23 protein-coding genes and 1 pseudogene are annotated in these 22,018 nt (G+C 34.9%); 1 reads left to right on the top strand and 23 read right to left on the bottom strand.

The window, feature by feature from the left end:
• Nucleotides 1–9: 9 nt before the first annotated feature.
• The 5 genes from MKX66_RS04770 to MKX66_RS04750 all read right to left on the bottom strand — a co-directional run bounded on the left by MKX66_RS04770 (nt 10) and on the right by MKX66_RS04750 (nt 3,880).
• Complete coding sequence (locus MKX66_RS04770; protein ID WP_256486105.1) at nt 10–999, bottom strand: 5-oxoprolinase subunit C family protein; 990 nt, start codon at nt 997–999, stop codon at nt 10–12.
• The gene (gene pxpB, locus MKX66_RS04765; RefSeq protein WP_341085670.1) at nt 990–1,703 is read right to left on the bottom strand and encodes a 5-oxoprolinase subunit PxpB; all 714 of its coding nucleotides are present in this window, start codon (nt 1,701–1,703) and stop codon (nt 990–992) included. The genes MKX66_RS04770 and pxpB overlap by 10 nt, the downstream gene beginning before the upstream one ends.
• Before the next feature lie 14 nt (nt 1,704–1,717).
• Nucleotides 1,718–2,470, bottom strand: coding sequence for an IclR family transcriptional regulator (locus MKX66_RS04760; protein WP_016101114.1), 753 nt, complete (start codon nt 2,468–2,470; stop codon nt 1,718–1,720).
• 157 nt (nt 2,471–2,627) lie between these two features.
• Entirely contained in the window at nt 2,628–3,179 is a 552-nt protein-coding gene (lepB, locus tag MKX66_RS04755; RefSeq protein ID WP_002013664.1) for a signal peptidase I, read from the bottom strand.
• Nucleotides 3,180–3,202: 23 nt separating this feature from the next.
• Nucleotides 3,203–3,880: a copper homeostasis protein CutC gene (locus MKX66_RS04750; protein ID WP_215589849.1), complete on the bottom strand. Its 678-nt coding sequence runs from the start codon at nt 3,878–3,880 to the stop codon at nt 3,203–3,205.
• 187 nt (nt 3,881–4,067) lie between these two features.
• Here MKX66_RS04750 and MKX66_RS04745 point away from each other — a divergent pair, with 187 nt between their 5' ends.
• Nucleotides 4,068–4,538 carry a hypothetical protein gene (locus tag MKX66_RS04745; RefSeq protein ID WP_341085668.1) on the top strand — a complete coding sequence of 157 codons (471 nt, stop codon included), beginning with the start codon at nt 4,068–4,070 and terminating at the stop codon, nt 4,536–4,538.
• A gap of 164 nt (nt 4,539–4,702) precedes the next feature.
• Here MKX66_RS04745 and MKX66_RS04740 read toward each other — a convergent pair whose 3' ends face one another.
• The 18 genes and pseudogenes from MKX66_RS04740 to MKX66_RS04655 form a co-directional block, all read right to left on the bottom strand.
• Complete coding sequence (locus tag MKX66_RS04740; RefSeq protein WP_044443100.1) at nt 4,703–5,851, bottom strand: acyl-CoA dehydrogenase family protein; 1,149 nt, start codon at nt 5,849–5,851, stop codon at nt 4,703–4,705.
• 154 nt (nt 5,852–6,005) lie between these two features.
• A complete protein-coding gene (locus tag MKX66_RS04735) occupies nt 6,006–6,638 on the bottom strand; it encodes a YdcF family protein (protein ID WP_002033016.1) in 633 nt (210 codons plus the stop codon).
• A gap of 322 nt (nt 6,639–6,960) precedes the next feature.
• On the bottom strand, nt 6,961–7,548 hold the full coding sequence (locus MKX66_RS04730; RefSeq protein WP_002185500.1) for a GNAT family N-acetyltransferase: 588 nt from the start codon (nt 7,546–7,548) through the stop codon (nt 6,961–6,963).
• A 160-nt stretch (nt 7,549–7,708) separates the two neighbouring features.
• On the bottom strand, nt 7,709–8,089 hold the full coding sequence (locus MKX66_RS04725; protein ID WP_193653736.1) for a VOC family protein: 381 nt from the start codon (nt 8,087–8,089) through the stop codon (nt 7,709–7,711).
• 90 nt (nt 8,090–8,179) lie between these two features.
• On the bottom strand, nt 8,180–8,695 hold the full coding sequence (locus tag MKX66_RS04720) for an SRPBCC domain-containing protein (RefSeq protein WP_002013656.1): 516 nt from the start codon (nt 8,693–8,695) through the stop codon (nt 8,180–8,182).
• 29 nt (nt 8,696–8,724) lie between these two features.
• Nucleotides 8,725–9,069: an ArsR/SmtB family transcription factor gene (locus MKX66_RS04715; RefSeq protein WP_000014568.1), complete on the bottom strand. Its 345-nt coding sequence runs from the start codon at nt 9,067–9,069 to the stop codon at nt 8,725–8,727.
• 181 nt (nt 9,070–9,250) lie between these two features.
• Nucleotides 9,251–9,634 (bottom strand): hypothetical protein, encoded by a 384-nt coding sequence (locus tag MKX66_RS04710; protein ID WP_341085666.1) that lies wholly within the window; start codon nt 9,632–9,634, stop codon nt 9,251–9,253.
• Nucleotides 9,635–9,982: 348 nt separating this feature from the next.
• Nucleotides 9,983–11,311 (bottom strand): YjiH family protein, encoded by a 1,329-nt coding sequence (locus tag MKX66_RS04705; protein ID WP_016101110.1) that lies wholly within the window; start codon nt 11,309–11,311, stop codon nt 9,983–9,985.
• A gap of 125 nt (nt 11,312–11,436) precedes the next feature.
• Nucleotides 11,437–12,315 carry an aminoglycoside phosphotransferase family protein gene (locus MKX66_RS04700; protein WP_341085665.1) on the bottom strand — a complete coding sequence of 293 codons (879 nt, stop codon included), beginning with the start codon at nt 12,313–12,315 and terminating at the stop codon, nt 11,437–11,439.
• A 23-nt stretch (nt 12,316–12,338) separates the two neighbouring features.
• Nucleotides 12,339–12,800 carry a DUF2691 family protein gene (locus MKX66_RS04695; RefSeq protein ID WP_107886655.1) on the bottom strand — a complete coding sequence of 154 codons (462 nt, stop codon included), beginning with the start codon at nt 12,798–12,800 and terminating at the stop codon, nt 12,339–12,341.
• Between the two features lie 221 nt (nt 12,801–13,021).
• A complete protein-coding gene (locus MKX66_RS04690) occupies nt 13,022–13,456 on the bottom strand; it encodes a ferritin-like domain-containing protein (protein ID WP_341085663.1) in 435 nt (144 codons plus the stop codon).
• A 293-nt stretch (nt 13,457–13,749) separates the two neighbouring features.
• Complete coding sequence (locus MKX66_RS04685) at nt 13,750–15,693, bottom strand: ABC transporter permease (RefSeq protein ID WP_341085661.1); 1,944 nt, start codon at nt 15,691–15,693, stop codon at nt 13,750–13,752.
• Nucleotides 15,680–16,450 (bottom strand): ABC transporter ATP-binding protein, encoded by a 771-nt coding sequence (locus MKX66_RS04680; RefSeq protein WP_044443081.1) that lies wholly within the window; start codon nt 16,448–16,450, stop codon nt 15,680–15,682. Before MKX66_RS04680 ends, MKX66_RS04685 begins: the two co-directional genes overlap by 14 nt.
• A gap of 170 nt (nt 16,451–16,620) precedes the next feature.
• Nucleotides 16,621–17,806, bottom strand: a pseudogene (locus MKX66_RS04675) (ABC transporter permease).
• 2 nt (nt 17,807–17,808) lie between these two features.
• A complete protein-coding gene (locus tag MKX66_RS04670; RefSeq protein WP_341085660.1) occupies nt 17,809–18,483 on the bottom strand; it encodes an ABC transporter ATP-binding protein in 675 nt (224 codons plus the stop codon).
• Nucleotides 18,480–19,580: an efflux RND transporter periplasmic adaptor subunit gene (locus MKX66_RS04665; RefSeq protein WP_107886652.1), complete on the bottom strand. Its 1,101-nt coding sequence runs from the start codon at nt 19,578–19,580 to the stop codon at nt 18,480–18,482. Before MKX66_RS04665 ends, MKX66_RS04670 begins: the two co-directional genes overlap by 4 nt.
• 265 nt (nt 19,581–19,845) lie before the next feature.
• A complete protein-coding gene (locus tag MKX66_RS04660) occupies nt 19,846–20,943 on the bottom strand; it encodes an ATP-binding protein (RefSeq protein WP_107886651.1) in 1,098 nt (365 codons plus the stop codon).
• Nucleotides 20,936–21,634 carry a response regulator transcription factor gene (locus MKX66_RS04655; protein ID WP_341085659.1) on the bottom strand — a complete coding sequence of 233 codons (699 nt, stop codon included), beginning with the start codon at nt 21,632–21,634 and terminating at the stop codon, nt 20,936–20,938. Before MKX66_RS04655 ends, MKX66_RS04660 begins: the two co-directional genes overlap by 8 nt.
• Between the last annotated feature and the right edge of the window lie 384 nt (nt 21,635–22,018).

The following is a 22,018-nucleotide window of genomic DNA, read 5'->3' as shown; positions in this document are numbered from 1 at the left end:
CTCCTAATCTCAGCTTCGTAAAGCGATGAATTTCTTTAATAGACTCATACTTGTTTCCTGCTTTATATATAATTGTGCAGCTTCTTCCATAGTTATTTTTTCAAAAGTTACATAGTCTCCTGGTTTCAGCTGCGCTAGAAGAGGTAAATCTACTGAAATTACATTTCCAATTCTCGGATAACCACCTGTCGTTTGTCTATCCGCCATTAATATAATAGGCTGTCCACCATTTGGTACTTGAATTGTTCCGAATGTAACTGGGCTCGATAAAATTTCTATCTCTTCAACTCTATTTAAAACATCTCCGTCAAGCCTATATCCCATGCGATCAGCATAATTGGACACTTTATACTCTTTCGAAAAAAACGACTTTATACTTTCTTCTGTAAATTGATCATATTCAAAGTCTGTTATGACGCGAAGAATAGGATGCTTCTTATATTTTGGTAAAGCATTGTTACAAATTGCCCACTTCGTTTTTATACGCTTTTCTTCTTGTAAATTTTGAATGAAACGGCTTGCAACTTCTGCCCCTGTACCAATTTGAAAATAATCTCCTTTTTTCAGCATTCTCCCTTCAATACCGCCAAGAGCAGCACGTATGTAAGTACTTTTACTTCCCATCGTACGATCAATATTTATACCGCCGGCAAAAGTCACATATGCTCTGCAACCGCTTTTCGCTTTTCCGAGGCAAAGCATGCTTCCTTCTTCAGCTAATATAGGGCGCCATAATGGAATGCGTTCTCCATTTAATAACGGTTCCATATCCGCACCGCCAATCGCGAGCAATGTCGTTTTCTTTATTAACAATTTAGGTCCCATTATTGTAATTTCGAGTCCTGCCTCATTCTCCTCATTACCTACTAACATATTAATCATCCTGAGCGCACCTTTATCCATAGCACCGCCAACAGGTACACCGTATTGTTGATAATGAAATCGCCCTAAATCTTGGACTGTTGTAAACATTCCTGCATGCAAAACCTCTACATCCATTCTTTAGCCCCCTCAAGCGATACGTACTCTTCCTTTGTTATTGGTATAAATCGTAAATACATACCACTTTCAATATATGTTGGTGTTTCTTCTTTTGGATTAAATAGAGAAATAGGTGTTCGGCCGATAATATTCCAGCCTCCTGGTGTTTCTAGCGGATAAATACCTGTTTGATTTCCGCCAATACCTACTGAACCAGGAGCGATTTGTAACCGTGGTGTTTCTTTTCTAGGTGTTTCTAGTTCTTTTGATAATCCCCCTAAATAAGGGAAGCCAGGCGTAAAGCCTAACATATACACGAAATATGTTGTTTCACTATGTATTCGAATAACATCCTCTACTTGTAATCTTTGATAATGTGCAACCTCTTCTAAATCAGGTCCATATTCTCCCCCGTAACACACTGGTATAGAAATATGTTTCACATCTCGGTTCACTTCTTCTTTATAAGAATCACACAGCTCCCGTATATACTGGCAAACGTAATCATATGGTCTTATATTTCTATCATTTTCCTTCCATACTTCGTACAAATTGTAATAAACCGCTAATGAAGTAAACGACGGAACGCATTCAACCATTCCTGCAAACGGATGTTGCTGCAGTGCTTGAAATAGTCGTTGTACTTTTTCATATATATCCATTCCAATTTCTTCACCAAATGTAACAATAATTGCTTGATCCCCTAACGCAGAAAATTTCATCCCACTCCCTCTTTCTATGCCAAAAAGCCGAGTTCTTTCGAAATGCGGTATGCTGTTTCTTTCACTTTCGCAGTAAAATATGAAATGTTACTTTCGCTATACTCAATTGCTAATCCCGAAATACTAATGCCTGCTACAACCGTTCCATCACTTGCAAAAATTGGTGCTGCTATAGCCGCTGTATGATTTTCTAATTCAGAGTAGCTAATTGTGTACCCTTCTTTTTTCGCCATATGTAATACTTCTAACAAATGCTCCTTATTCACGATTGTTCCATCTGCAAACTGCTTTAAATCCGTTTCCTCTACGTACTTCCTTTTCTCTTCCTCAGAAAAATACGATAGTAAAATTCTCGGACATGCACCCGCATACAGTGGTGCCCTTCTTCCAACCGCCGTATAAACACGTACTGGCTGAACTCCTTCCATCTTCTCAACGTAAATTGCGTCATTACCATCTTGAATAATTAAATTTACTGCTTGCCCTAAACTATCCCTAAGCTCTTTCATATAAGGAATCGCAATATTTCTTACGGATAACCTTTGTGAAACAAGTTGACCAAATCGTAAAAAAACGACTCCGAGACGATACTTTCCCTTTTCTGTTTTTTGTAAAAAGTCCATTTCTTCTAACGAACCAATTAAACGATAAACAGATGTTTTCGGCATATTCGTAAGCTGAACCATCTCTGTTAAACTTAGCTCCTCATGCTCATAAAACAACTCTAAAATATCCATTGTCTTAACTGCCGTTTTATTTATACTCATCCTATCTCCTTTTCGTTCCGAATTTCGGAACTTCAATTCCGTTTTTCGAAACAAACATATAATTTAAAATTATAAAATATTCTTTCAATTCTATCAATATTTTTTTTACAAACAAAAAAAGTATGGAAGAATATTTCTCCCATACTTTCGCTTTACTTTATAACGCTCTCACTTGTTTCAACGGCCAGAAAACAGCTTGTCCTTTTCCGACAATTTCATCTTCTGAAATAAATCCAAACATACGACCGTCTTTAGAAACTTCACGATTATCTCCTAAAACAAACACTTGGCCTTCCGGCACTTTCGTTTTCCCTGTGATTTGTTCTAACGTAAAATCAGGAGTTAATACACGACCAGACGCCTTTTCTTTAAATTCTTTTAAATACGGTTCTTCCATCGCTTTTCCGTTTACATATAAAACATCATCTTTATACTCAACTGTATCACCCGGTAAACCAATTACTCGTTTTACTAAATCGTACCCTTCTTTTCCGTGGAAGACGATAACGTCAAAACGGTCTAATCCACTTATACTATAACCAATCTTATTCACGAGAACTCGTTCGTTATTTTCTAAAGTGGGCATCATCGATTCCCCTTGTACTAATGAAGGTGTAAATAAAACACCGCGAATAATAGCGATTAATACAAGGGTAAATCCTATCGTTTTAGCCCATGAGAATAATTCTTTCTTCGTATTTTCCTTCATCGTTTCTCCTCTTTCTTAAGTGTTTATTTTATTATTTGAACTAATTCTTGTACTAAATTTAGGTCAATTTCAGAAAAACATGACTTACCTTCTCTAACCGCTGTACCTACATGCGCCTGCGTAATTCCAGTTTCATCTAGCAATTGTTTTACATTCTTTTTCGTTACTCCGCTTCCGACAACAAGCTGTATATTCCCTTCACTTTCCTTTTGCATTGCTGCAAGAACTGGAATATTATCTACTACATTTCCTTGTCCGCCTGAAGTTAAAACGTGAGTAACTTTATTGAATTTCTTCAAAACTTTCATCGCTTCTACTGGATTTTCTGTATCATCTATCGCACGGTGATACGTTACATTTATTCCATCTACAACAGATAATAAATCTACTAATTTCTCTTCATCAACTTCATTTTGTTCATTTAACACACCTAATACAACACCAGCAGCTCCAAGATTTTGAGCAACTACAATATCTTCTTTCATCATTTCAATTTCTTCTTCCGTATATGTAAAAGACTTCGCATGCGGACGAATCATAACATGAACTGGTATTTGCACTGCTTCTACTGCTTTTTTTATAAAAGCATAGCTCGGTGTTAAACCACCTTCTGTATATGATGAAATGAGTTCAATTCGATTTCCACCAGCCTTTTCAATTCGCTTCACATCTTCTAAACAAGTTGCAATAACCTCTAGCATGAGATAACCTCTTTTCGTACTTTTTTCTTATTATACAGTAGGTGAAATAAGAAACATAGCATTCCACTATAAAACTATAAAAAGAAGAATGAAAAGAAAGATTTATTGAATTGATAATAAATATCATATATGTTATGTTTCCCTTAAAATTATACATCCTTATATCCTTATAAAAGGAAAGGAACATATGATTCTTACAAAAAAACGGTTCGTTATCTCTAGTTCATTTATTGTAATTGCATCACTTTGTGCGATTACTTTATTAACAAAACAAAATACAAAACTAGATTCCTCAACTTCAAGTATAGAAACAGAAACGATTACCCTTTCATCAAGCAATAAAGAAGAAACTCAAACCTTTCGTTCATCTTCATTTAATAACTCAACTGTATTCAGAGGCGATACTGGTACAGGCTTTGACTTTAGTGGCCAAGGTGACTTACATATTACAATTAAAAATACTAGTACAAACAGTTTTACCTATTCAATTAAATTCAAAGAAGTTCGTTTAGTCAAACACACGTTACAGCCAAATGAAAGTGAATCCTTTCCTTTACGTTCACTCATCGCCAATCCTTTACCAGGTGAGTATTCATTATTTGCACATAATCAAGACGGTTCTGAAAGTAGTATGAATCTTGAAGTGCAGCCACAATAGAACAAAATAAAAAGGCTATCCTCTTATCAAAAGGATAGCCTTTTTATTTTGTAAAACGAGAATTCCCTCTTCTTTGAACAATGACATAATACATGGAATTATATCACCGATTCACCGACAACGAAAAGCCTGTTCCTGAACGGAACAGACTTTATATTTCTTCATTACGACCGAAACGCCGCATCCGCCAGCATAGATAGTGTTGCATCATCCATCGGCGGATTGTGTAGTCCTGCTCTTACGTTTAAATAATAACGATGAAGCGGATTTTTTTCTGATAAACTTTTCGCCCCGACAATACGCATTGCTTTATCTACAATAGATATCGCCGCATTTGTTACCGCGTATTTCACTGCCGCAAGTTCGGCTTGCAATGATAATTTATCTTCTGCCTCATCGTATTTTTTCGCAATTTGATATAAAAAGACACGAGCTTGCATAAGCTCAAGTTCTAATTCTCCAACTAACCTTCTAACATTCGGTAATAAACTTATAGAATGATTTAAACTGTTTGGCTTGTATGATACCGCAAACTGAACTGCATAATTTCTTGCTGATTGTGCAATTCCTAAATAACATGCTGGTATATGTAGCAACCAGCCAATACCCTTAGCTTTAACTTTTGAACCCTTTATATCAGTGAAAAAGCGATCTGGTATCTCTACATTTTGTAAAACGAGATCATGGCTCGCAGTTCCTCGCATTGCGATGCTATCCCACGTTTCTTCAATTGTCACGCCTTGCGTATTCTTTGGAATGACAAACTCTCCGATATCTTCCTGGCCTTCAATACTTGCTGAAATGATAAAATAATCAAGTACTGGTGCCATTGTCGTAAACGTTTTTCTTCCATTTATAATCCACTTCTCACCTTTTTTGACAGCTAACGTCTCTGGTTTCCCGCCGCGAGTAGGACTACCTGTATTCGGCTCTGTCGCTGCTCGATTAAAAAGCGCACCATTACGTACTTCTTCACAAAACCAAGTGAACATTTCCTCATTCCAAGAACGATTTTCAGCTAATTCCTTTACAATGCCAAGGTGCCATCCAATCGATAATGCGGTAGCACCGCAGCCTTCTGCTATTTTCTCTTGAAATAAAACGAAGTCATATAAAGAAATCGCATTGCCTCCCAATTCTTTTGGCAACGTTAATTTCGTATATCCGATATCTTTCAAATTATTAATATTTTCATACGGAAATGATCCTAATTCACTTAGTTGATGCTCCCTTTCCATGAACTTCGGAATCAATTTATTTATTTGTTCAATAACTAAAGATTGTTCTTCTGTTTCAACAAATGAGAGTGCCATACATAATCTCCTTTATGTCCGATTCATAAACCGTTCATTTTGTCATTATGATTATATGAAGTTACTTCTCTATTGTTTCACTATTCCGATAAAAATACAATGCTTTTGAACAATAAGAAAAGTTCCTATAAAAAAGATAGGTTCTTTTCTTATATTAATCCCCTTTCAATGCCTTTAATGGCAAAGAGGTTACATATCCAATATACGAGCATAATTCTTTAAAAAAGAAAGGGATTTCTGTATCTAACGTTTTATACGCTGACGTTGGAGTTGGTGATGCATACGCTTCAATTTTAATATGTTTTGCAATTTTCATTGCACGTTTCATATGAAGTGGATCACTCACAATCGTATATGTGCGTATTCCGTTCTCTATTCCAACTTGCTTTGCATTCTTTAAATTGTCCTCTGTGAAAAGGGATTTTGTTTCAATTAGAATATCCTCTTCTTTCACACCATGTTTCAGTGCATACACTCTAGCAGTACGCGCTTCCTCAAGCTCTGCCTCAAACTTTGTACCACCTGTGAAAATAATCTTTTTAATATTACCGTTCTTATATAAGGAAATTGCATGATTAATTCTTTCTTTAAATACAGGAGATGGTTTTCCGTTCCATGAAGCTGCTCCCAGCACGATACCAGCATCTGTCTTCACACCATCATCTGTTTTAAAGCGATAACTCCAAATATCGTAAGCTGCATAACTTACATATAAAATAATAGAACAAATCATAAGCAAGAATACTTGCAAGATTCTTCTTTTCTTACTTTTCTTATTTTCTTTCATTTATAACTGCCTCCGTACATCATCCATACTTCTATATAAAAACGTATATATCAAATCATTTTGTTTGAATTTGTTTAAAAGAAGGAATTTTTCTTATCATATATATGCATTAAAGGGTTTTCATTTAAAATTGAGGATTATCAATTCATTTTTCGTTTGCGGTTTTCATTACATTTGTGTAATTTATAAGTTTATTACCATACAACTACATTGTAACGAATTTTTTATCATAATGGAATGATGAAACAAAAGAAGTAACTATTTTGTAAGAAAAAAGGTATATTTTTCATCTTGACGATCAATACACCTTTCTTAATATGAATTATCGTTTTTCTTTATATGACTCTAATTTTTCTAATAACCTTTCCTTTACAGCTGGCCATTCATTTGCAATTACACTGTATACAACTGCATCTCTAACATGCCCACTCGGTAATTTTCTTTCGTTTCTAAGTACACCCTCTTTTACTGCGCCGAGTCTTTCAATTGCTCTTTGTGCTTTTTCATTTCGTGCATCCGTCTTAATTTGTACCCTCCGCATATGCAACTTTTCAAAAGCATATTGTAATAACATGTACTTACATTCCGTATTCATACTCGTACGTTGCACACTCGGGTCATACCACGTTTTCCCTAATTCCACCGTCTTATCTTCAACTGAAATGTTATATAAGCGTGTACTCCCTACTATTTCATTTGTCTTTTGATCAACAACAACAAATGGCAAATCCTTCCCTGCCCCATAAGCTTTTATCGCCTTTTGAACATATTGCTGCATATCTTGAACAGTATCCATTTTAGAGATTAAATACGCCCAAATATCTCGATTTCCTTCCACGATTGAAAACATTTTTTCGACATCATTGCTATCCATTAACCGTAACTTTGCTCTTTCGTGAATAATTTCCATTTGTAAGCCCCCTTTGTTGTAACTATATCATACTCTTTTACCGTTATATCGTTATATAAGAACGTGAAGTTATTTTTATATCAAGGAATAAAATATATCTTTAAAATAAAAAGTGCGATGCCTTTTATTCAAGCATCGCACTCATAAATTGAATTGAAATTTACTTCTTTTCCATTACTGCAAAATAATTATTTTCGCTATCTGCAAAATTAAATATTCTACCTGAAGGCATATTTACAATTTCTCCGACTGTAACGTTTTTGTTTACTAAACCACTATATAAACGATCGAATTCTTTTGAGAAGAACATTAAAGAAGGTGTGCCAAGATTTAACTCCGGCTGCATTTTAGCAATTAGCTCCTTATTATGGAGAATAATACTTGTTTCAGCTTCTTTAGTTGGAGCAATTTCAATCCATCGCATTCCTTGACCGTTATCTTCCTCTGAAATTACAATAAATCCTACTTTTTCTGTCCAGAATTCCTTCACTTCATCTTGGTTATTTACATACAACATGATTTGACCAACATTATTAATCATTTATTTTAACGCTCCTTTATAAACAATTTTTATTAAACTCCATACACTTACACCTAATTATCACCGAAAATAAAGTTGCGGTGCAAAAATCTATTTCAGCGACTCCAATCGCTCATTCAAACGATCCCAAGTTTCGGTGATACCTTGTAGCATGCCCATGTCCATAACGGTCTTAAGGGCTTCTTCGGAAACATATTCAGCACGGTTTATTAGCTTTGTCTTTCCACCTAAATCGATGAATTCCAATGTCATCTCGGTTGACGGCATAGAATCATTTACATTGCCTTCAGCATCTGAAAAGTAATCAGTGTAGACGATTTTCTCTGGCTCAATAATCTCTTTATAGACTGCTTTTCCCCATGATTCCATACCAAAAAATTGCTCCAAGTTCTGATTGACACACTTCATACAGTAGTGCCAAACGCCTCCCGGACGGAAGTCGACAGTGCATGCTGGAATTTCCCAACCTCTTGGTCCCCACCAATGTTTCAAATGCTCTGGTTCTTTAAACATACTGAATACAAGATCACGCGGCGCATCGAAAACGCGCTCCAGTACTAATACCCGATCGTTCTCTACTCTCGATACCATTGTATTATTTGACATTTTAATTCCTCCTTAAATATGAACTGATTTTATGACTTTTCCTTGTTTTGCAATTCCTTCAAATACTCATCTAAATTATCGAATCTCTCTTCCATCACACGCTTAAATGACTGCACCCAACAATCAAGTGCTTGGAAAGGCTCAGGTCGGAGCTTGTAAATCCGGCGATTAGCTTCAGCCTGCACTTCCACAATCCCTGTATCGCTTAACACTTTTAGGTGTTTCGAAGTTTGTGGTTGCCTTAATCCCAAATGTTCGGCGATTTCCCCAACGGTTAAGGGACCGTCACGCAAGAGTTCAACGATATTCATACGATTCGGTTCAGATAAAGCGCTCAACGTCGTCATATTCACGCCCGGAATTTTCCCCGACATATCACTCACCTCGTTAAGTGATGGTCTCCGGTTATAACACATCAATATCATCACTAATATTATTTTCCTGTTGAATCGATTATAACCAAAGAGGAATATTCCCGTCAAGGAATATTCGAAAACTAAAGTAATACCACATCGTTACTTAATAATAAGAATGGATTAAAAACATTTCACAAACCTATGTTTTACGATAAAGTGATGCTTTAGTCAGTGGGTTTTGGAACGATTTTCGCGAAGGCTTTGTTTTTATTTGGTCCAAGAAAGCTTTAACACTTTTAATACTATTTAACGCTACAGTATTTTTTGTCATATTTTTATTTGATAGTTTAGTTGTTTTATTGGCAAAAGAAATGGACATACGTGATAGTTTGTTTGGAATCTTTATAAGTATCGTTGGGTTAGACGCTTTAGTCAGAGCTATAACCATTGGAAAATAGGGAAATACAGTAAACAAAATGAATATCTTAAACGGTTCAGCTATATTACTTGGAGGAATGTTGATCCTTACTGGACTTGGAGGGTTCGGCTTTTTATCGAGTAATTTATTTTTATCGTTAATCATTTGGTTTTTTATTGGTATATTTATCGCTTCTATCTCTGTATGCTATAGTTACTTACTTCAAACCCCTGCAAGATTAATGGGAAGAGTAACTAGTACCACAAATACAATGGTGCACGGTGCTATGGTTACCTACATTAGGTTCAGTTTTAGCCCTATGGATAAAAGTAAGCGGAGTTGTTCTACTCGCAGGAGTTTTAATCACACATATTGGTATGATTATGTACTTAGCTCATACGTTATTTATGAAAAAATCATCTAGAGTTACTTTGGAACATAATTAACGTTATGCCATTTTTTGATTTGAATAATCAGAAAATGGCATAACTTCAGAAACTTAACGCTACATGTTTAAAGCAACAAATAAGCAATCGGCGTAATAATAAGCAACGTTAAAATCGTTCTTTGCACATATAAAATAATAAGCTCAGATACTTTTAACGGAATATCTGTTGATAATATACAAGGAATTGAAGCGGAGAAAAACAAAATAGATGATACCGAAACAACCGCAATAACAAACTTTGTCACGAGTGGTGCACTTACAACTAAAAGAGAAGGTAAAAACATTTCTGCAATACCAACTGATGCTGCTTTTGCAGCTAGTTCCGCTTCTGGAAGCTGCAGTAACCATGTAAATGGATAGAAAATATAACTAATCCAATCAAATATTGGCGTAAACTTTGCCAAGACGATACCAATTAATCCTACTGACATAATAGATGGTAAAATCCCCATCGTCATTATAAATCCATCTTTTAAATTCACTGCGATATTTTTCATAATACTTGGTGCTGATTTTGATACTTCTAATGCATCTTCCCAAGCTCGCTCTAACATTTTCTCTTTATAAACTGGCTCTGGGAACCCTTCTTTCGTAATATATGTATCTGGTTTTCTACTAAGAGGCGGGATTCTTACGGTGATAGCGGTCACGATGAATGTTACAACAAGAGTAGTCCAAAAATAAACATTCCATAAATGCATAATGTCTAATGTTTTTGCGATGATGATCATAAATGTTGCGGATACTGTTGAAAAACCTGTAGCGATAATTGCTGCTTCTTTCGTCGTATACTTTCCTTCTTTGTAAACACGGTTCGTAATTAATAAGGCTAACGAATAGCTTCCTACAAAGGAAGCAACCGCATCAATTGCTGATCGCCCAGGTGTTTTCCATAACGGTCTCATAATTGGACGACAAAACGTGCCGATAAACTCAAGCAATCCGTACCCGACTAATAACGCTAAAAATGCTGAGCCAATTGGAACGAGTAAACTTACTGATATAACTAACTTCTCATACAAAAACGGTCCAACATCTGGCGCAAAGAACCATGCTGGTCCTACTTTCAAACAATATAATACGCCGAAAACAACACCTACTACTTTTAAAATAGAAAAACAAATGTCTACGATAGATGCATTCCACTTCTTCGTATAAAATGGATAAATCGCACCAATTATCATTACAAGCAGTGCATAATAAGGTACTACCGAAGGAACCGTAGCTCTTATCCACGATACGATATGATCAATCATAATTGACGAAGCACCGTTTATCGTAACTGGTACGAAAAACATAAACACACCTACTAAACTTGCGAGTATAAACCGAAGTATAATCCCCCTCTCTCGCCCTGTCTTAATTACATTCCTTTTTAATTCAATTTCACTCAAAATTCGACACCTCCTATTATCTAAAAATTCTGTCTAATAACATTAAATCCCTTCTTTTAATTCTGAATATTTAATCATGCAAAAAAGCCTATTTTGAAATATACAATCAAAATAAGCTTTTTCTATTAGCTCTTATAATCATCCACAATTACTTGAATTACACGATAAGATTCTTCTGCCACTTTTTTATTACTATCCCTATTCGCATCATATGTAATTAACGCCTTCCAAAGTGCCCATCCTCTCGCTCTATTCCACGTTCCTTCATCTATGCGCAATACTTCTTTAAATACGTTTCTACTATTCTTATCAAAAAATGTCCATGCCATCGCTGCATCACAAGCAGGATCTCCTACTCCTAATATACCAAAATCAATTACGGCACAAAGCTTTCCATCCTTAACGAGTAAATTCCCTGGCGCTACATCTCCATGAACCCAAACTGGTTTGCGATCCCATGTTGACCTAAGTGCTAAATCCCAAAGATGCTTTAACAATGTCTCATCAAAAACATCCTTATTATTTTCAATAGCCACTCTCGCTTCTTCATCGTATACAGATATAAGCCCGCCTCGGTAAAAATTATGTTCTCCAGCTATTGGCCCGTTACTCGCATCAATTGATTGTAACTCTATTAAAAATGAGCCTAAGTCCGCCGCAAATTCATCTAGGTCACGAACATTCTCTTTCGTGACTGTCTCTCCCTCGATCCACTTATTAATAGACCAAGGCCACGGATACTCTTCAGTCGGATTCCCTTTCACAATTGGTGCAGAAATTTGTAAAGAAAGTCCCTTACTTAATATAGGTGACCAAGTGTTTTCTTTCTCTACTTGCGGTGCATATGCTGCATCACTCGGTAATCTGACACTCATCTCCTCCCCTAGGTGAAACGTTCTATTATCATGCCCACTAAACTTTACAGGTTTCACTTCTAAATGTGCCCATTCTGGAAATTGTGCCCCTACTAACCTTTTAACTAAATCAGCATTAATATGATTCATTTACTTCCCCCTTTATATACCTATCACACGGATAAACGCGTTCTACCGTCATTTTCGTCTGTAACATATTCAACATAAAACCCTTGATCAATTGCGTTTTCATACATCATTTCAATCTCTTCTTGGTTTTTCGCATAAACCTGTATGTAATCACCATCCGCTACTAATACGACTACTTCACACTTACTCTCTTTAAATTCTTCATATGTTTCAATATCTACTACTTCCTCTCCTTTTGGATACGCTTTTAAATCTGCAAAAATGAGATAATATATGTTGTCTTTTATTAATTTTTTCAATTCTAATCCACTCATTACCTTGTTATCTTCTGAAAATAATTCTGGTCCTAATCCATCAGGCAATATGAAATAAGATTCCTCGTTTTCCACTCGCCAATCAAATGAAGTAATATCGATTGGCTTTAACACTTTCCAAAGTAGATTATCATATTCATTTGGAATATCTACAAAAATTCCTCTTTTCATTTGTTTGCTCCTAGCTTATTTATTTTCGTTTTCGTTTCATACATTATATACCAAATTCAACTACTATATTTTGTCGATACCTATGCACATCATAAAAAACCGCTCCACTACTAGTGAAACGGTTTCCTTCTGCTTCCATTTACATATCTTATTCAATTGTTGCACTGCGTTTTAAAATAATTTCTAATATGTTCAGCACATCAGCCATTCATTTTTAACACTCACTTCGACTTCACAAAATAATATAAAAACCACACTGCATGATTTTGTTCATCTGCTGCTATTCTGCGCAATAACTCTTTCATAGATGCATCTGCTGCTTCATCCGAAATTTCCAAGTAAAAATCTACGGTCTTTTGCTCATCTTTTATAGCGAACTCTAATCCCTGTAAGTACGTATTAGGGCAATTTTCCGTAATCTGTGGTTTCGGCTGTCTGCCAGTTAAATTCGTATAGATTTGTACAAAATGATGAAAATGCCTTATTTCATCATTACGGATTTCAAGAATTTGTTTTTGTTCTACTTGATTTGGAGCCATGTTAGCTAATTTTGCATAGCAGCTTATAGCGCTATACTCTCCGTTTATAGCTTTTTCAATATCACTAATTAGCTTATCATTCTGTCTATACCAATCATCATAATTCGAATTATACATCGTATCCCCTCCATTATTTCACATAACATTTTATGCATTTCGAAATAGTAGGAGCCTGTATACATAAAAGAACAGCATGGACTCATTCTTATAGCCCTTTTACTTCAATCCCTTTAAAACATTGAAAAAGCCTAGCTATCACTACTTTCATTTCCTGTCGATTAAATATTCTATAATGATTTCACAAAAAAACGCTTCACTACTAGTGAAACGTTTTTATCTTTTAAATGTTTAATTCAGTTTTATTTCCTCTTCTTATTTTATTGACATCACATCAAAAAAATTATTGATTCTTATTTATATACAATTTTAAAATACGAATAAACAGTTAACACATAATATCCGAAATAAATTATGCAATATACACCGCTACTAATTAAAATAGGAATTATGATATTAAATATAGGCATGTTGCTTATTACTGATAAAGCAAATAAGCTATGAACAAGTCCAATTATCACGGGTAAAATAAAACTAAAACGAACTTGTTTTGAAATTGACTTTCTTACCTCTTTTTTCGTAACACCAATCTTACGAAGAGTCTCATAATATCTCTGATTAGCATGCGCTTCAGATAATTGTTTGTAATAGATAATAGAACCTGTTGCCAGTACAAATACAACCCCTAAAAAACCTCCAATAAATAATATAGTCCCATACGTCTCCATAACATCTAAATTTGTTTTATAGAAAGTATTGATTTTAATATCATCAGCAGCAGGTACTATCTTTAATAAACCTTCTGTCAACTCTTTACTATCCTTTTGTTGCGTTACATCAATATTTTTCACAATATAGGTCTGATGTGTTTGCTTAACCATTTCATAGAGCTGATCAGGTACAATGACAACCAAATCTCCTAAATTTATTAGTTTACGCATTTCGATCCCCTGAATGACAGATATTTTCGGCTCAACTTCAAGGGGTAATTGAAGTCTATTTCCCTTTTCAAAATTCTTATCAGGCTGTAGATTATATATAACTACTTCTCCTGGATTTAATTTGACTTTCTTCACTCCTAAATTTTTAGCATTATTATTCAAAATAGATTGGGATATAAGCTGAAAATCATATGCTATTTTATAAGGGGGATTGGGTAGACTTGTATTTCCTTCTTCCTCAAAAGGCCCTCCCTTAACTGTTACCATTTCAACTTCAAAATCACGGATAATTGAATTTTTTTTCTTGTTCTCTTCGAAAACACCCTGTATGCCCTTTTCAATTGCATCCTCTTGTTTTTCATATGAAAAACTGTACGGTGCCTTGTTTTTTGCTTCAGCTTCTCCATAAAAATATGCCGATGTAACAGTCCCAATTGCTGTTAAAGCTACGGCACTTAATATAGCAATTGTCGCAAGTAACCTTGCATTTCCTTTTACTCGATATAATGACTGTGAAATGTTCAGTATGCTCATACCATTATAAAACATTGTCCTTTTACTTCTCATTTTCTTTAATATAACAACTGTATAAGACGTGAATAATAAATATGTCCCAAGAACAATTGCAATCAAAATAATAGCCGGAATATACATAGGTTGCTTATCCGTAGGGGTCTGCACAATTTTTATGATTTCACGAATAAAAAAGGCTGACAAATAACCTAATCCTATTAAAATAATGCTCATGTATGCCATGATTCTAGATACTTTTGGCATACTTTCCCCTTGATGATCAGCTTGAAACATCTCAATTAAAGAAAATTGATAAATTATGCGAGAGTTTCTCCAAGCCGTATATAATAAAATAGCTAAAAAAACTACGGATGTGTCTATCAGCGCCTTTATAGAAAACTCAAAATGAACGGGCACCTTTAATTTCATTAAACTCATTAGTATTTCAAAAGCTAGCTTTGAACTCCAACTACCAATTAGTACTCCCATTACTAAAGCTACGCTCCCCATTATTATGGTTTCACAAAATAACATTGTACCGATTTGTTTTTTAGTTATACCTAGTAAAGAGTATAACCCTACTTCTTTTTTACGCTTCTTTATAAAGAAATTTGTAGAGTAAATAATAAATATGGCAATAAAAACAATAAGAACTACTTTTGCAGATTGAAGAAGGTTCTTAGTCTCCACACTATTAGTCAATGCTGCATTTATTTGTGTATTATAGCGAAGTGATGCAAACATAAAATAGATAACTATACTCGCAGTTAGGGACACAAAATAGATTATATACTCTTTAAAATTACGTCGTATATTCCGTTGAACGATGTCAAATAACGTCATCAATTGCACCTCCGGAAATGACGGACATTACGTCAACTACTTGTTGGAAGAACTGTTTACGTGTTAATTCCCCGCGATGCAATTCTTTACATAACTCACCATCTTTAATGAAAACCACTCGTTTACAGTAACTTGCCGCAAACGCGTCATGCGTTACCATTAAAATTGTTGAGTTATCCTGTTCATTTAATGACTTCATACTTTCTAATAAATCTATTGCTGACTTAGAATCAAGCGCTCCTGTTGGCTCGTCTCCAAAAATCATACTTGGATTTGTAATCATTGCACGAGATGCTGCGCAGCGCTGCTTCTGTCCCCCAGATACTTGGTATGGGAATTGATTTAAAATATGCTCAATCCCAAACTTCTTCGCAATTTCCAAAACGAGTCGATCAATTTCGCTCGCTTCCACTTTTGATAGCGCAAGTGGGAGGGCAATATTCTCTTTCACCGTTAGCGTATCTAATAAATTATAATCTTGGAAAATGAAACCTAAATGATTGCGACGGAATAATGCCAACGTATCATCATTCATCTTCACGATATCTTCTCCATCAATTAAAATCTCACCGTTCGTCACATTATCGATTGTAGAAAGAACATTTAATAGAGTCGTCTTACCTGAACCAGAAGGTCCCATAATTCCAACGAATTCACCTTCTATTACTTGTAAGTTAATACCTTTCAACGCTTCAAATGTATTTCCGCCTGTGTCATATACTTTTTTAATATTTTTTGCTTCTAATACTGTTTTCATTTTTATATTCCTCTCTTTTCTTCATATCTATAGCCAAAAAATCTATATAAAATTAGAATTAAGATTACTTAACTTTTGGGTTACCTTATGAAAGTCCTTATTTAAAAAAGAGTAAATACTCATAGGGGTATTTACTCTTTTTTAAAACATCTTACCTTTCACCTACACTATTATTCATATCGAAGACAATCAATTGGGTCCAATTTAGCTGCTTTATTTGCTGGAAGTATACCAGAGGCAATACCAATCAATATAGATATTCCAACAGATAGTAGACCGAGATTTACGGAAATAACGAGTGGCCATCCACCAGTGATTGCCGCTACCCAAGCAAAGATAATACCTAACCCAAAACCAATTACTCCGCCCAATGCTGTTAAAATACAAGCTTCAATGAGAAATTGCATTAATATTTTCCTTCTCGTTGCGCCAAGTGCTTTTCGAACACCTATTTCACGCGTACGCTCTGTAACAGATACAAGCATGATATTCATTACACCAATACCACCTACGATTAAAGAAATCCCAGCGATACTAGCGAATACCATTTTCATCATTTGAGCATTTTCTTCAAACCCTTGCCTATATGTTCCCGTATCCACTACTGTAAATGGATGCTCAAATTCCGGTGATTTCAATTCATTTAATACAGATACAGCTTGTTTCCCTACTTCTTCACGATCATTAGCAGAAGATAATTTAATTTTCACTGATTCGTATTCCTCGATTCCTGAAATCAACATTGCATTGTCAATCGATGTATATCCTTCATACACTTTAAATGGCCGCGCAAAACTACCCTCATTTTTGTACGCTCCGACAATCTTGTATGGTTTTCCTTTTATGTCTATATATAAATCATCTTTCCAAGTACCAAATAGCTTTGTAAATAAATCTTCATGGAGAATGACTACAGGGATTGGTTTTTTTTAGTTCATCCTCTGTTAACTCACGCCCATGTACAATTTTCATTTTACGGTCCTGCATAAAATTACCTGTTCCCACAGCCAAACTAAAAGCAACATCTTGCGACCCTGTATATGCTTTTATGGACATGTATACCTGTGGATACACATCCTTTACACCTGGTATCACTTGTAATTGCTTTACCATATCTGGTGTAATTTTCGCTTTCTCTAGTGGGAAATCCGGATTGTTATACTCTATATCAATTTCATCTATATGGTTGTTTTCTTCAAACTCTTTTTGCATCTTTGCGGTTTGTCCATCACCCATTGCGAGAATCGTAATAATCGCACTGATTCCAACAATAATTCCCAGCATCGTTAAAATGGATCGCATTTTATGTGTAAAGATAGAAGCTATAGCCATACGTATATTTTCATTTATATTCAAATTTATTCTCCCCAATCCTGAACAACGATTCCATCACGAATGACAATTCGACGTGCTGCGGCTTCCCCTATTTCACGATCGTGGGTAATCATAATAATAGTTGATCCCTGTTTGTTTAATTCGTAAAATAGATTTACAATTTGTTCACTTGTTTTCGTATCTAGTGCACCTGTTGGTTCATCTGCCAAAATAAATTTCGGGTTATTTACAATTGCGCGTGCGACTGCAACACGCTGTTTTTGACCACCTGACAATTCATTTGGAAGATGGGTAGCGCGATCAGCTAAACCGACTTTTGTTAAAGCCGCTAACGAACGCTCACGTCTTTCTTTTTTATCGGCTCCTGCATAAATAAGCGGTAATTCAACGTTTTGTAGCGCTGTAAGTCTTGGAAGTAACATGAAGTTTTGGAACACGAATCCAATCTCTTTATTTCGAACATGTGCGAGTTCTGTTTCAGACATGTTTGAAATATTTTGACCAGCTAATTCATACGTACCCGTCGTGGGCTTATCTAAGCAACCGATAATATTCATTAATGTAGATTTACCAGAACCAGACGGTCCCATGATAGAAGTAAAATCTCCTTGATTCAGCGTTACATCAATCCCGTGTAATATTTGAATGGATTCTGAACCATTTTGGAAAGATTTTGTGATTCTTTGTAAGTTAATCATTGAGCGACAACCTCCATACCATCTTTTAGATTTACAGTAGGTGTAGAGATAATTTGCTCTCCTTTTTTCACTCCTGAAACTTTCGCTTCACTACCTGTTTCAAATTCAACCGTAACAACTTGCTCTTTTGCTTTTCCGTCTTTTACTACGTAAACAACCGTTTTATCTCCTTTTTTCAAGATGCTAGTTTTTGGAACGATTGTGCCTGTTGCTTCGCCAGATTTACTCATTACATATACGTGGAAACCATTTTGTAATCCTTCACTATTATCTAATGTGACAGTGAATGGATAATTAGAAACTGTTTTGTTTTCATCCATACTCATTAGTGGTGTAGAGCCGATTTCTGTTACTTTTCCTGTCCAAGTCTTACCGGCAACCACTTTTGATGAAACCGTTACTTCTTGCCCAACTTTCATATTAGTAAGCTCATATTCAGACAGTTGACCTTTTACTTTAAAGGGGCCAGCGTGACGAAGTGTAATGCCGCTCATACCGGATTTCTCATCTGCAATTTTCACAATATCGTCAATTACACCATCGGCCGGGCTTGTTACAGAAAGAGTATTTAATTTCTCTTTTGCTGCTTTAATCATTTCATCAGCTTTTTCTACCTCAAACTTTTTCATTTCAAGTTGTGATTCTAATTGTTGAACTTCGGTTTCTGATGCATGTATTGCTTCCCCAGGAAGCCCAGCGTTTTTATCTTTTTTTAATTTTTGCTTTGCTACATCAATTTGTTTTTGCTGTAAGGTTACTTCTTTTTGTGCAATTTTCTTTTGCATTTCTGCTTCCGTTACCCCTTGTCTAGCAATAGGATCATTATATTTGAAAAGAAGCTGTCCTTTTGTTACTTCATCACCTTTTTTCACAGCTAATTCATACGTACCTTTTGTTTGATCGAATGAAATTGTTTCTATACCATTTGGAATAACCTCGCCACTAAATTTTTGATGATTCTCTATTTGTTTTTCTGTCACTTGATATACTTTATATGGTAGACCCGGTTCAGATCCCCCAGCAAACGTCATATAGGCTCCAACTCCTATACCCATTGTTAACACTCCAACGATGATTACTTTATTTACTTTTTTCATATTATCCTCACTTTTTTCTATATTTTACATTTAGAAACCATTAGTTCTTTTTGTGTAATTAGTTAGTTTTTCGGGAATTATATATAAATTAGATTTCAAAATATAAACTCATCCTTTTTAAAATCTTCGTGTTATATAAAATCCAGCGCATACTGTGCGCAATATAAAAAGCCCCACTTTTTATTTCTAACTCCTCCTTGACCTAACATATGTATAGGATAGAAGAAACTTATTAAATAAAAAGTGGGGTAACATTAAATATTTATTAAATTCTTGAATTCTCTTCTTTTGGCAATCTCACTTCAAATATTGTTCTCATTACATTACTCTCAGCAGAAATCTTCCCATTATGTTGCTCAATAATATTTCTAGCAATATATAATCCAAGGCCCGTACTGTTTTTATGGACTGTTCTTGCTTTATCACCTGTATAAAACATATCGAAAAGATAGGGCAAATCTTCTTCTGGAATGCTTTCTCCATAATTAACAATCTGTACAACAACATCTCCACCTTCAATATATCCATTCATATCAATAAAGTGTCCTTTATTTCCGTATCGAACCGCATTTGTTACAAGATTTTCAAATACACGAGCTAACAAATTCCCATCACCATTAATAAATAAATGAGGTTCAATATTTGATCTCACCTCTAATTGATTCTTTTCCAGTAAAGGGTATAATTCCTCATCTAGCTGAATGAGTAATTCACGTATATTAATGGATTCTTTATCTAATTTTTGTACGCCATAATTCATTCGTGTGATTTCAAACAACTCATCAATTAAACTTTCAAGTCGTTGTGATTTTGCAAATGCAATTGTAGAATAATATTCAATCTGTTCCTTCGTTAAATTCTCCTGTTTGAGAATTAAATCTAAATAACCAAGCACAGATGTCAATGGCGTTCTTAAATCATGGGCTAAGTTTACAACAAGCTGATCTTTACTACTTTCAGCGAAGTCGCCTCTTTCAACCGCCTCTTTTAATTTTTCACTCGCTATATTAATTTCACGTGCAATATCGCCAAATTCATCATTTGATGAAATATAAACCTTATTTGCAAAATCTCCTTTAGCCAGATGATGAATGCCATTAGAAATTTCATCAAAATACTTTAAATATTGTTTTGTTAAAAAGAAAAAAAACAAAGTAGATAGTAGGGCGACGGAAATAAAAGAAAGATAAATATTTCCTCTAACCAGAAGTAAAATGTGTATATAATCTTCATGACTAAACCTCATTCTTAAACAGAAACCTACTATTTTAACAAGTATATATGTAACACCAGCTGCTAACACCATACTTAGTGCAAACAAAGCAATCATTTTAAAACGAAAACTTCTCATCATGTTAGCCATTGAAAGTATAACCTACCCCCCATACCGTTTTTATTAACTTATTCTTTCTTGTATCCTCCCCAATTTTTTTTCGTAAAGTACGAATATGTACCGCAACTGTACTTCCACCATCGTAATAATCATCCGCCCACACTTGCTGAAGGATATTTTCCACACTGTACACTTTTTTCGGATGGCTCACTAATAAATATAAAATATCAAACTCTTTTGGGGTTAATTCAATTTGTTCTCCGTATACATTTAGCTTTCGTTGCTCAAGATTAATAACCACTCCGCCTACTTCTAAAACGGATTTATTCTCCTCTACTTTCGGTTGATTTAACGTAAGAAATCGACGTAATTGTGCATTTACACGCGCAACTAATTCAATTGGTGCAAAAGGCTTTGTCATATAATCATCCGCACCTAGTACAAGACCTGTCACCTTATCAAAATCAGATGTTTTCGCGCTTAGAAAAATGATTGGCATATTATGTTTCACACGAATTTGTCGTGTTACTTCATAACCATCCATTTTTGGCATCATAATATCTAAAATAACTAAATCAATTGGTTGCGATTGAATAATAAGAACAGCTTCTTCTCCATCAGTAGCTTTCACAACATGATAACCTTCTTTTTCTAAATATATCCCAATTAATTCAGCAATTTCCACCTCATCATCCGCTATTAAAATTGAAATCTGCTCCATTTTGCCCTTCCCCTCATTCCTTTTTCATACGTTCAATTTTAAACTAGTCTATTTTGTTTATACCATCTTAAAAGAACATTAGTATGAAATCCTTACTTTTTAAAGATAATCTCGAGTACTATATTTCTTATGCATTTATTTTTGCATGTTTATGTTTTGTTAACTTTGCAACACCCTCTATGATTTCACGTTTTATGGTAGAAAATGCAGAAAAACTAACAAAAATAAAGTATATCAGAGATAGTAATTATATAGTACAACAGATTTTTTAGTAGGATCCCTTCATCTCAAGCCTAGCTAAGTGACAGTTAGTTTCACAAATAACTAACTTCCTTTCATTATATCAATATATTTTGTACCCTTACTTGTATTTCAACATAAAAA

This window comes from Bacillus sp. FSL R9-9530 (genome assembly GCF_038008145.1).
Classification (GTDB): Bacteria; Bacillota; Bacilli; order Bacillales; family Bacillaceae_G; genus Bacillus_A; species Bacillus_A mycoides.
The sequence above is the reverse complement of the archived record's forward strand: the minus strand, read 5'-3'. Positions and strand labels throughout refer to the sequence as shown.

Coding starts and splice junctions, on each gene's coding strand:
- MKX66_RS04745 (WP_341085668.1), top strand. CDS start 4,068: ATGATTCTTACAAAAAAACGGTTCGTTATCTCTAGTTCATTTATTGTA.
- MKX66_RS04715 (WP_000014568.1), bottom strand. CDS start 9,069: ATGTCGGGGAAAATTCCGGGCGTGAATATGACGACGTTGAGCGCTTTA.
- MKX66_RS04670 (WP_341085660.1), bottom strand. CDS start 18,483: ATGATTAACTTACAAAGAATCACAAAATCTTTCCAAAATGGTTCAGAA.
- MKX66_RS04665 (WP_107886652.1), bottom strand. CDS start 19,580: ATGAAAAAAGTAAATAAAGTAATCATCGTTGGAGTGTTAACAATGGGT.
- MKX66_RS04760 (WP_016101114.1), bottom strand. CDS start 2,470: ATGAGTATAAATAAAACGGCAGTTAAGACAATGGATATTTTAGAGTTG.
- MKX66_RS04710 (WP_341085666.1), bottom strand. CDS start 9,634: ATGATTAACGATAAAAATAAATTACTCGATAAAAAGCCGAACCCTCCA.
- MKX66_RS04680 (WP_044443081.1), bottom strand. CDS start 16,450: ATGAAAACAGTATTAGAAGCAAAAAATATTAAAAAAGTATATGACACA.
- MKX66_RS04660 (WP_107886651.1), bottom strand. CDS start 20,943: ATGGCTAACATGATGAGAAGTTTTCGTTTTAAAATGATTGCTTTGTTT.
- MKX66_RS04735 (WP_002033016.1), bottom strand. CDS start 6,638: ATGAAAGAAAATAAGAAAAGTAAGAAAAGAAGAATCTTGCAAGTATTC.
- MKX66_RS04740 (WP_044443100.1), bottom strand. CDS start 5,851: ATGGCACTCTCATTTGTTGAAACAGAAGAACAATCTTTAGTTATTGAA.
- MKX66_RS04655 (WP_341085659.1), bottom strand. CDS start 21,634: ATGGAGCAGATTTCAATTTTAATAGCGGATGATGAGGTGGAAATTGCT.
- pxpB (WP_341085670.1), bottom strand. CDS start 1,703: ATGAAATTTTCTGCGTTAGGGGATCAAGCAATTATTGTTACATTTGGT.
- MKX66_RS04720 (WP_002013656.1), bottom strand. CDS start 8,695: ATGTCAAATAATACAATGGTATCGAGAGTAGAGAACGATCGGGTATTA.
- MKX66_RS04730 (WP_002185500.1), bottom strand. CDS start 7,548: ATGGAAATTATTCACGAAAGAGCAAAGTTACGGTTAATGGATAGCAAT.
- MKX66_RS04750 (WP_215589849.1), bottom strand. CDS start 3,880: ATGCTAGAGGTTATTGCAACTTGTTTAGAAGATGTGAAGCGAATTGAA.
- MKX66_RS04690 (WP_341085663.1), bottom strand. CDS start 13,456: ATGTATAATTCGAATTATGATGATTGGTATAGACAGAATGATAAGCTA.
- MKX66_RS04700 (WP_341085665.1), bottom strand. CDS start 12,315: ATGAATCATATTAATGCTGATTTAGTTAAAAGGTTAGTAGGGGCACAA.
- MKX66_RS04770 (WP_256486105.1), bottom strand. CDS start 999: ATGGATGTAGAGGTTTTGCATGCAGGAATGTTTACAACAGTCCAAGAT.
- MKX66_RS04695 (WP_107886655.1), bottom strand. CDS start 12,800: ATGAAAAGAGGAATTTTTGTAGATATTCCAAATGAATATGATAATCTA.
- lepB (WP_002013664.1), bottom strand. CDS start 3,179: ATGAAGGAAAATACGAAGAAAGAATTATTCTCATGGGCTAAAACGATA.
- MKX66_RS04725 (WP_193653736.1), bottom strand. CDS start 8,089: ATGATTAATAATGTTGGTCAAATCATGTTGTATGTAAATAACCAAGAT.
- MKX66_RS04685 (WP_341085661.1), bottom strand. CDS start 15,693: ATGACGTTATTTGACATCGTTCAACGGAATATACGACGTAATTTTAAA.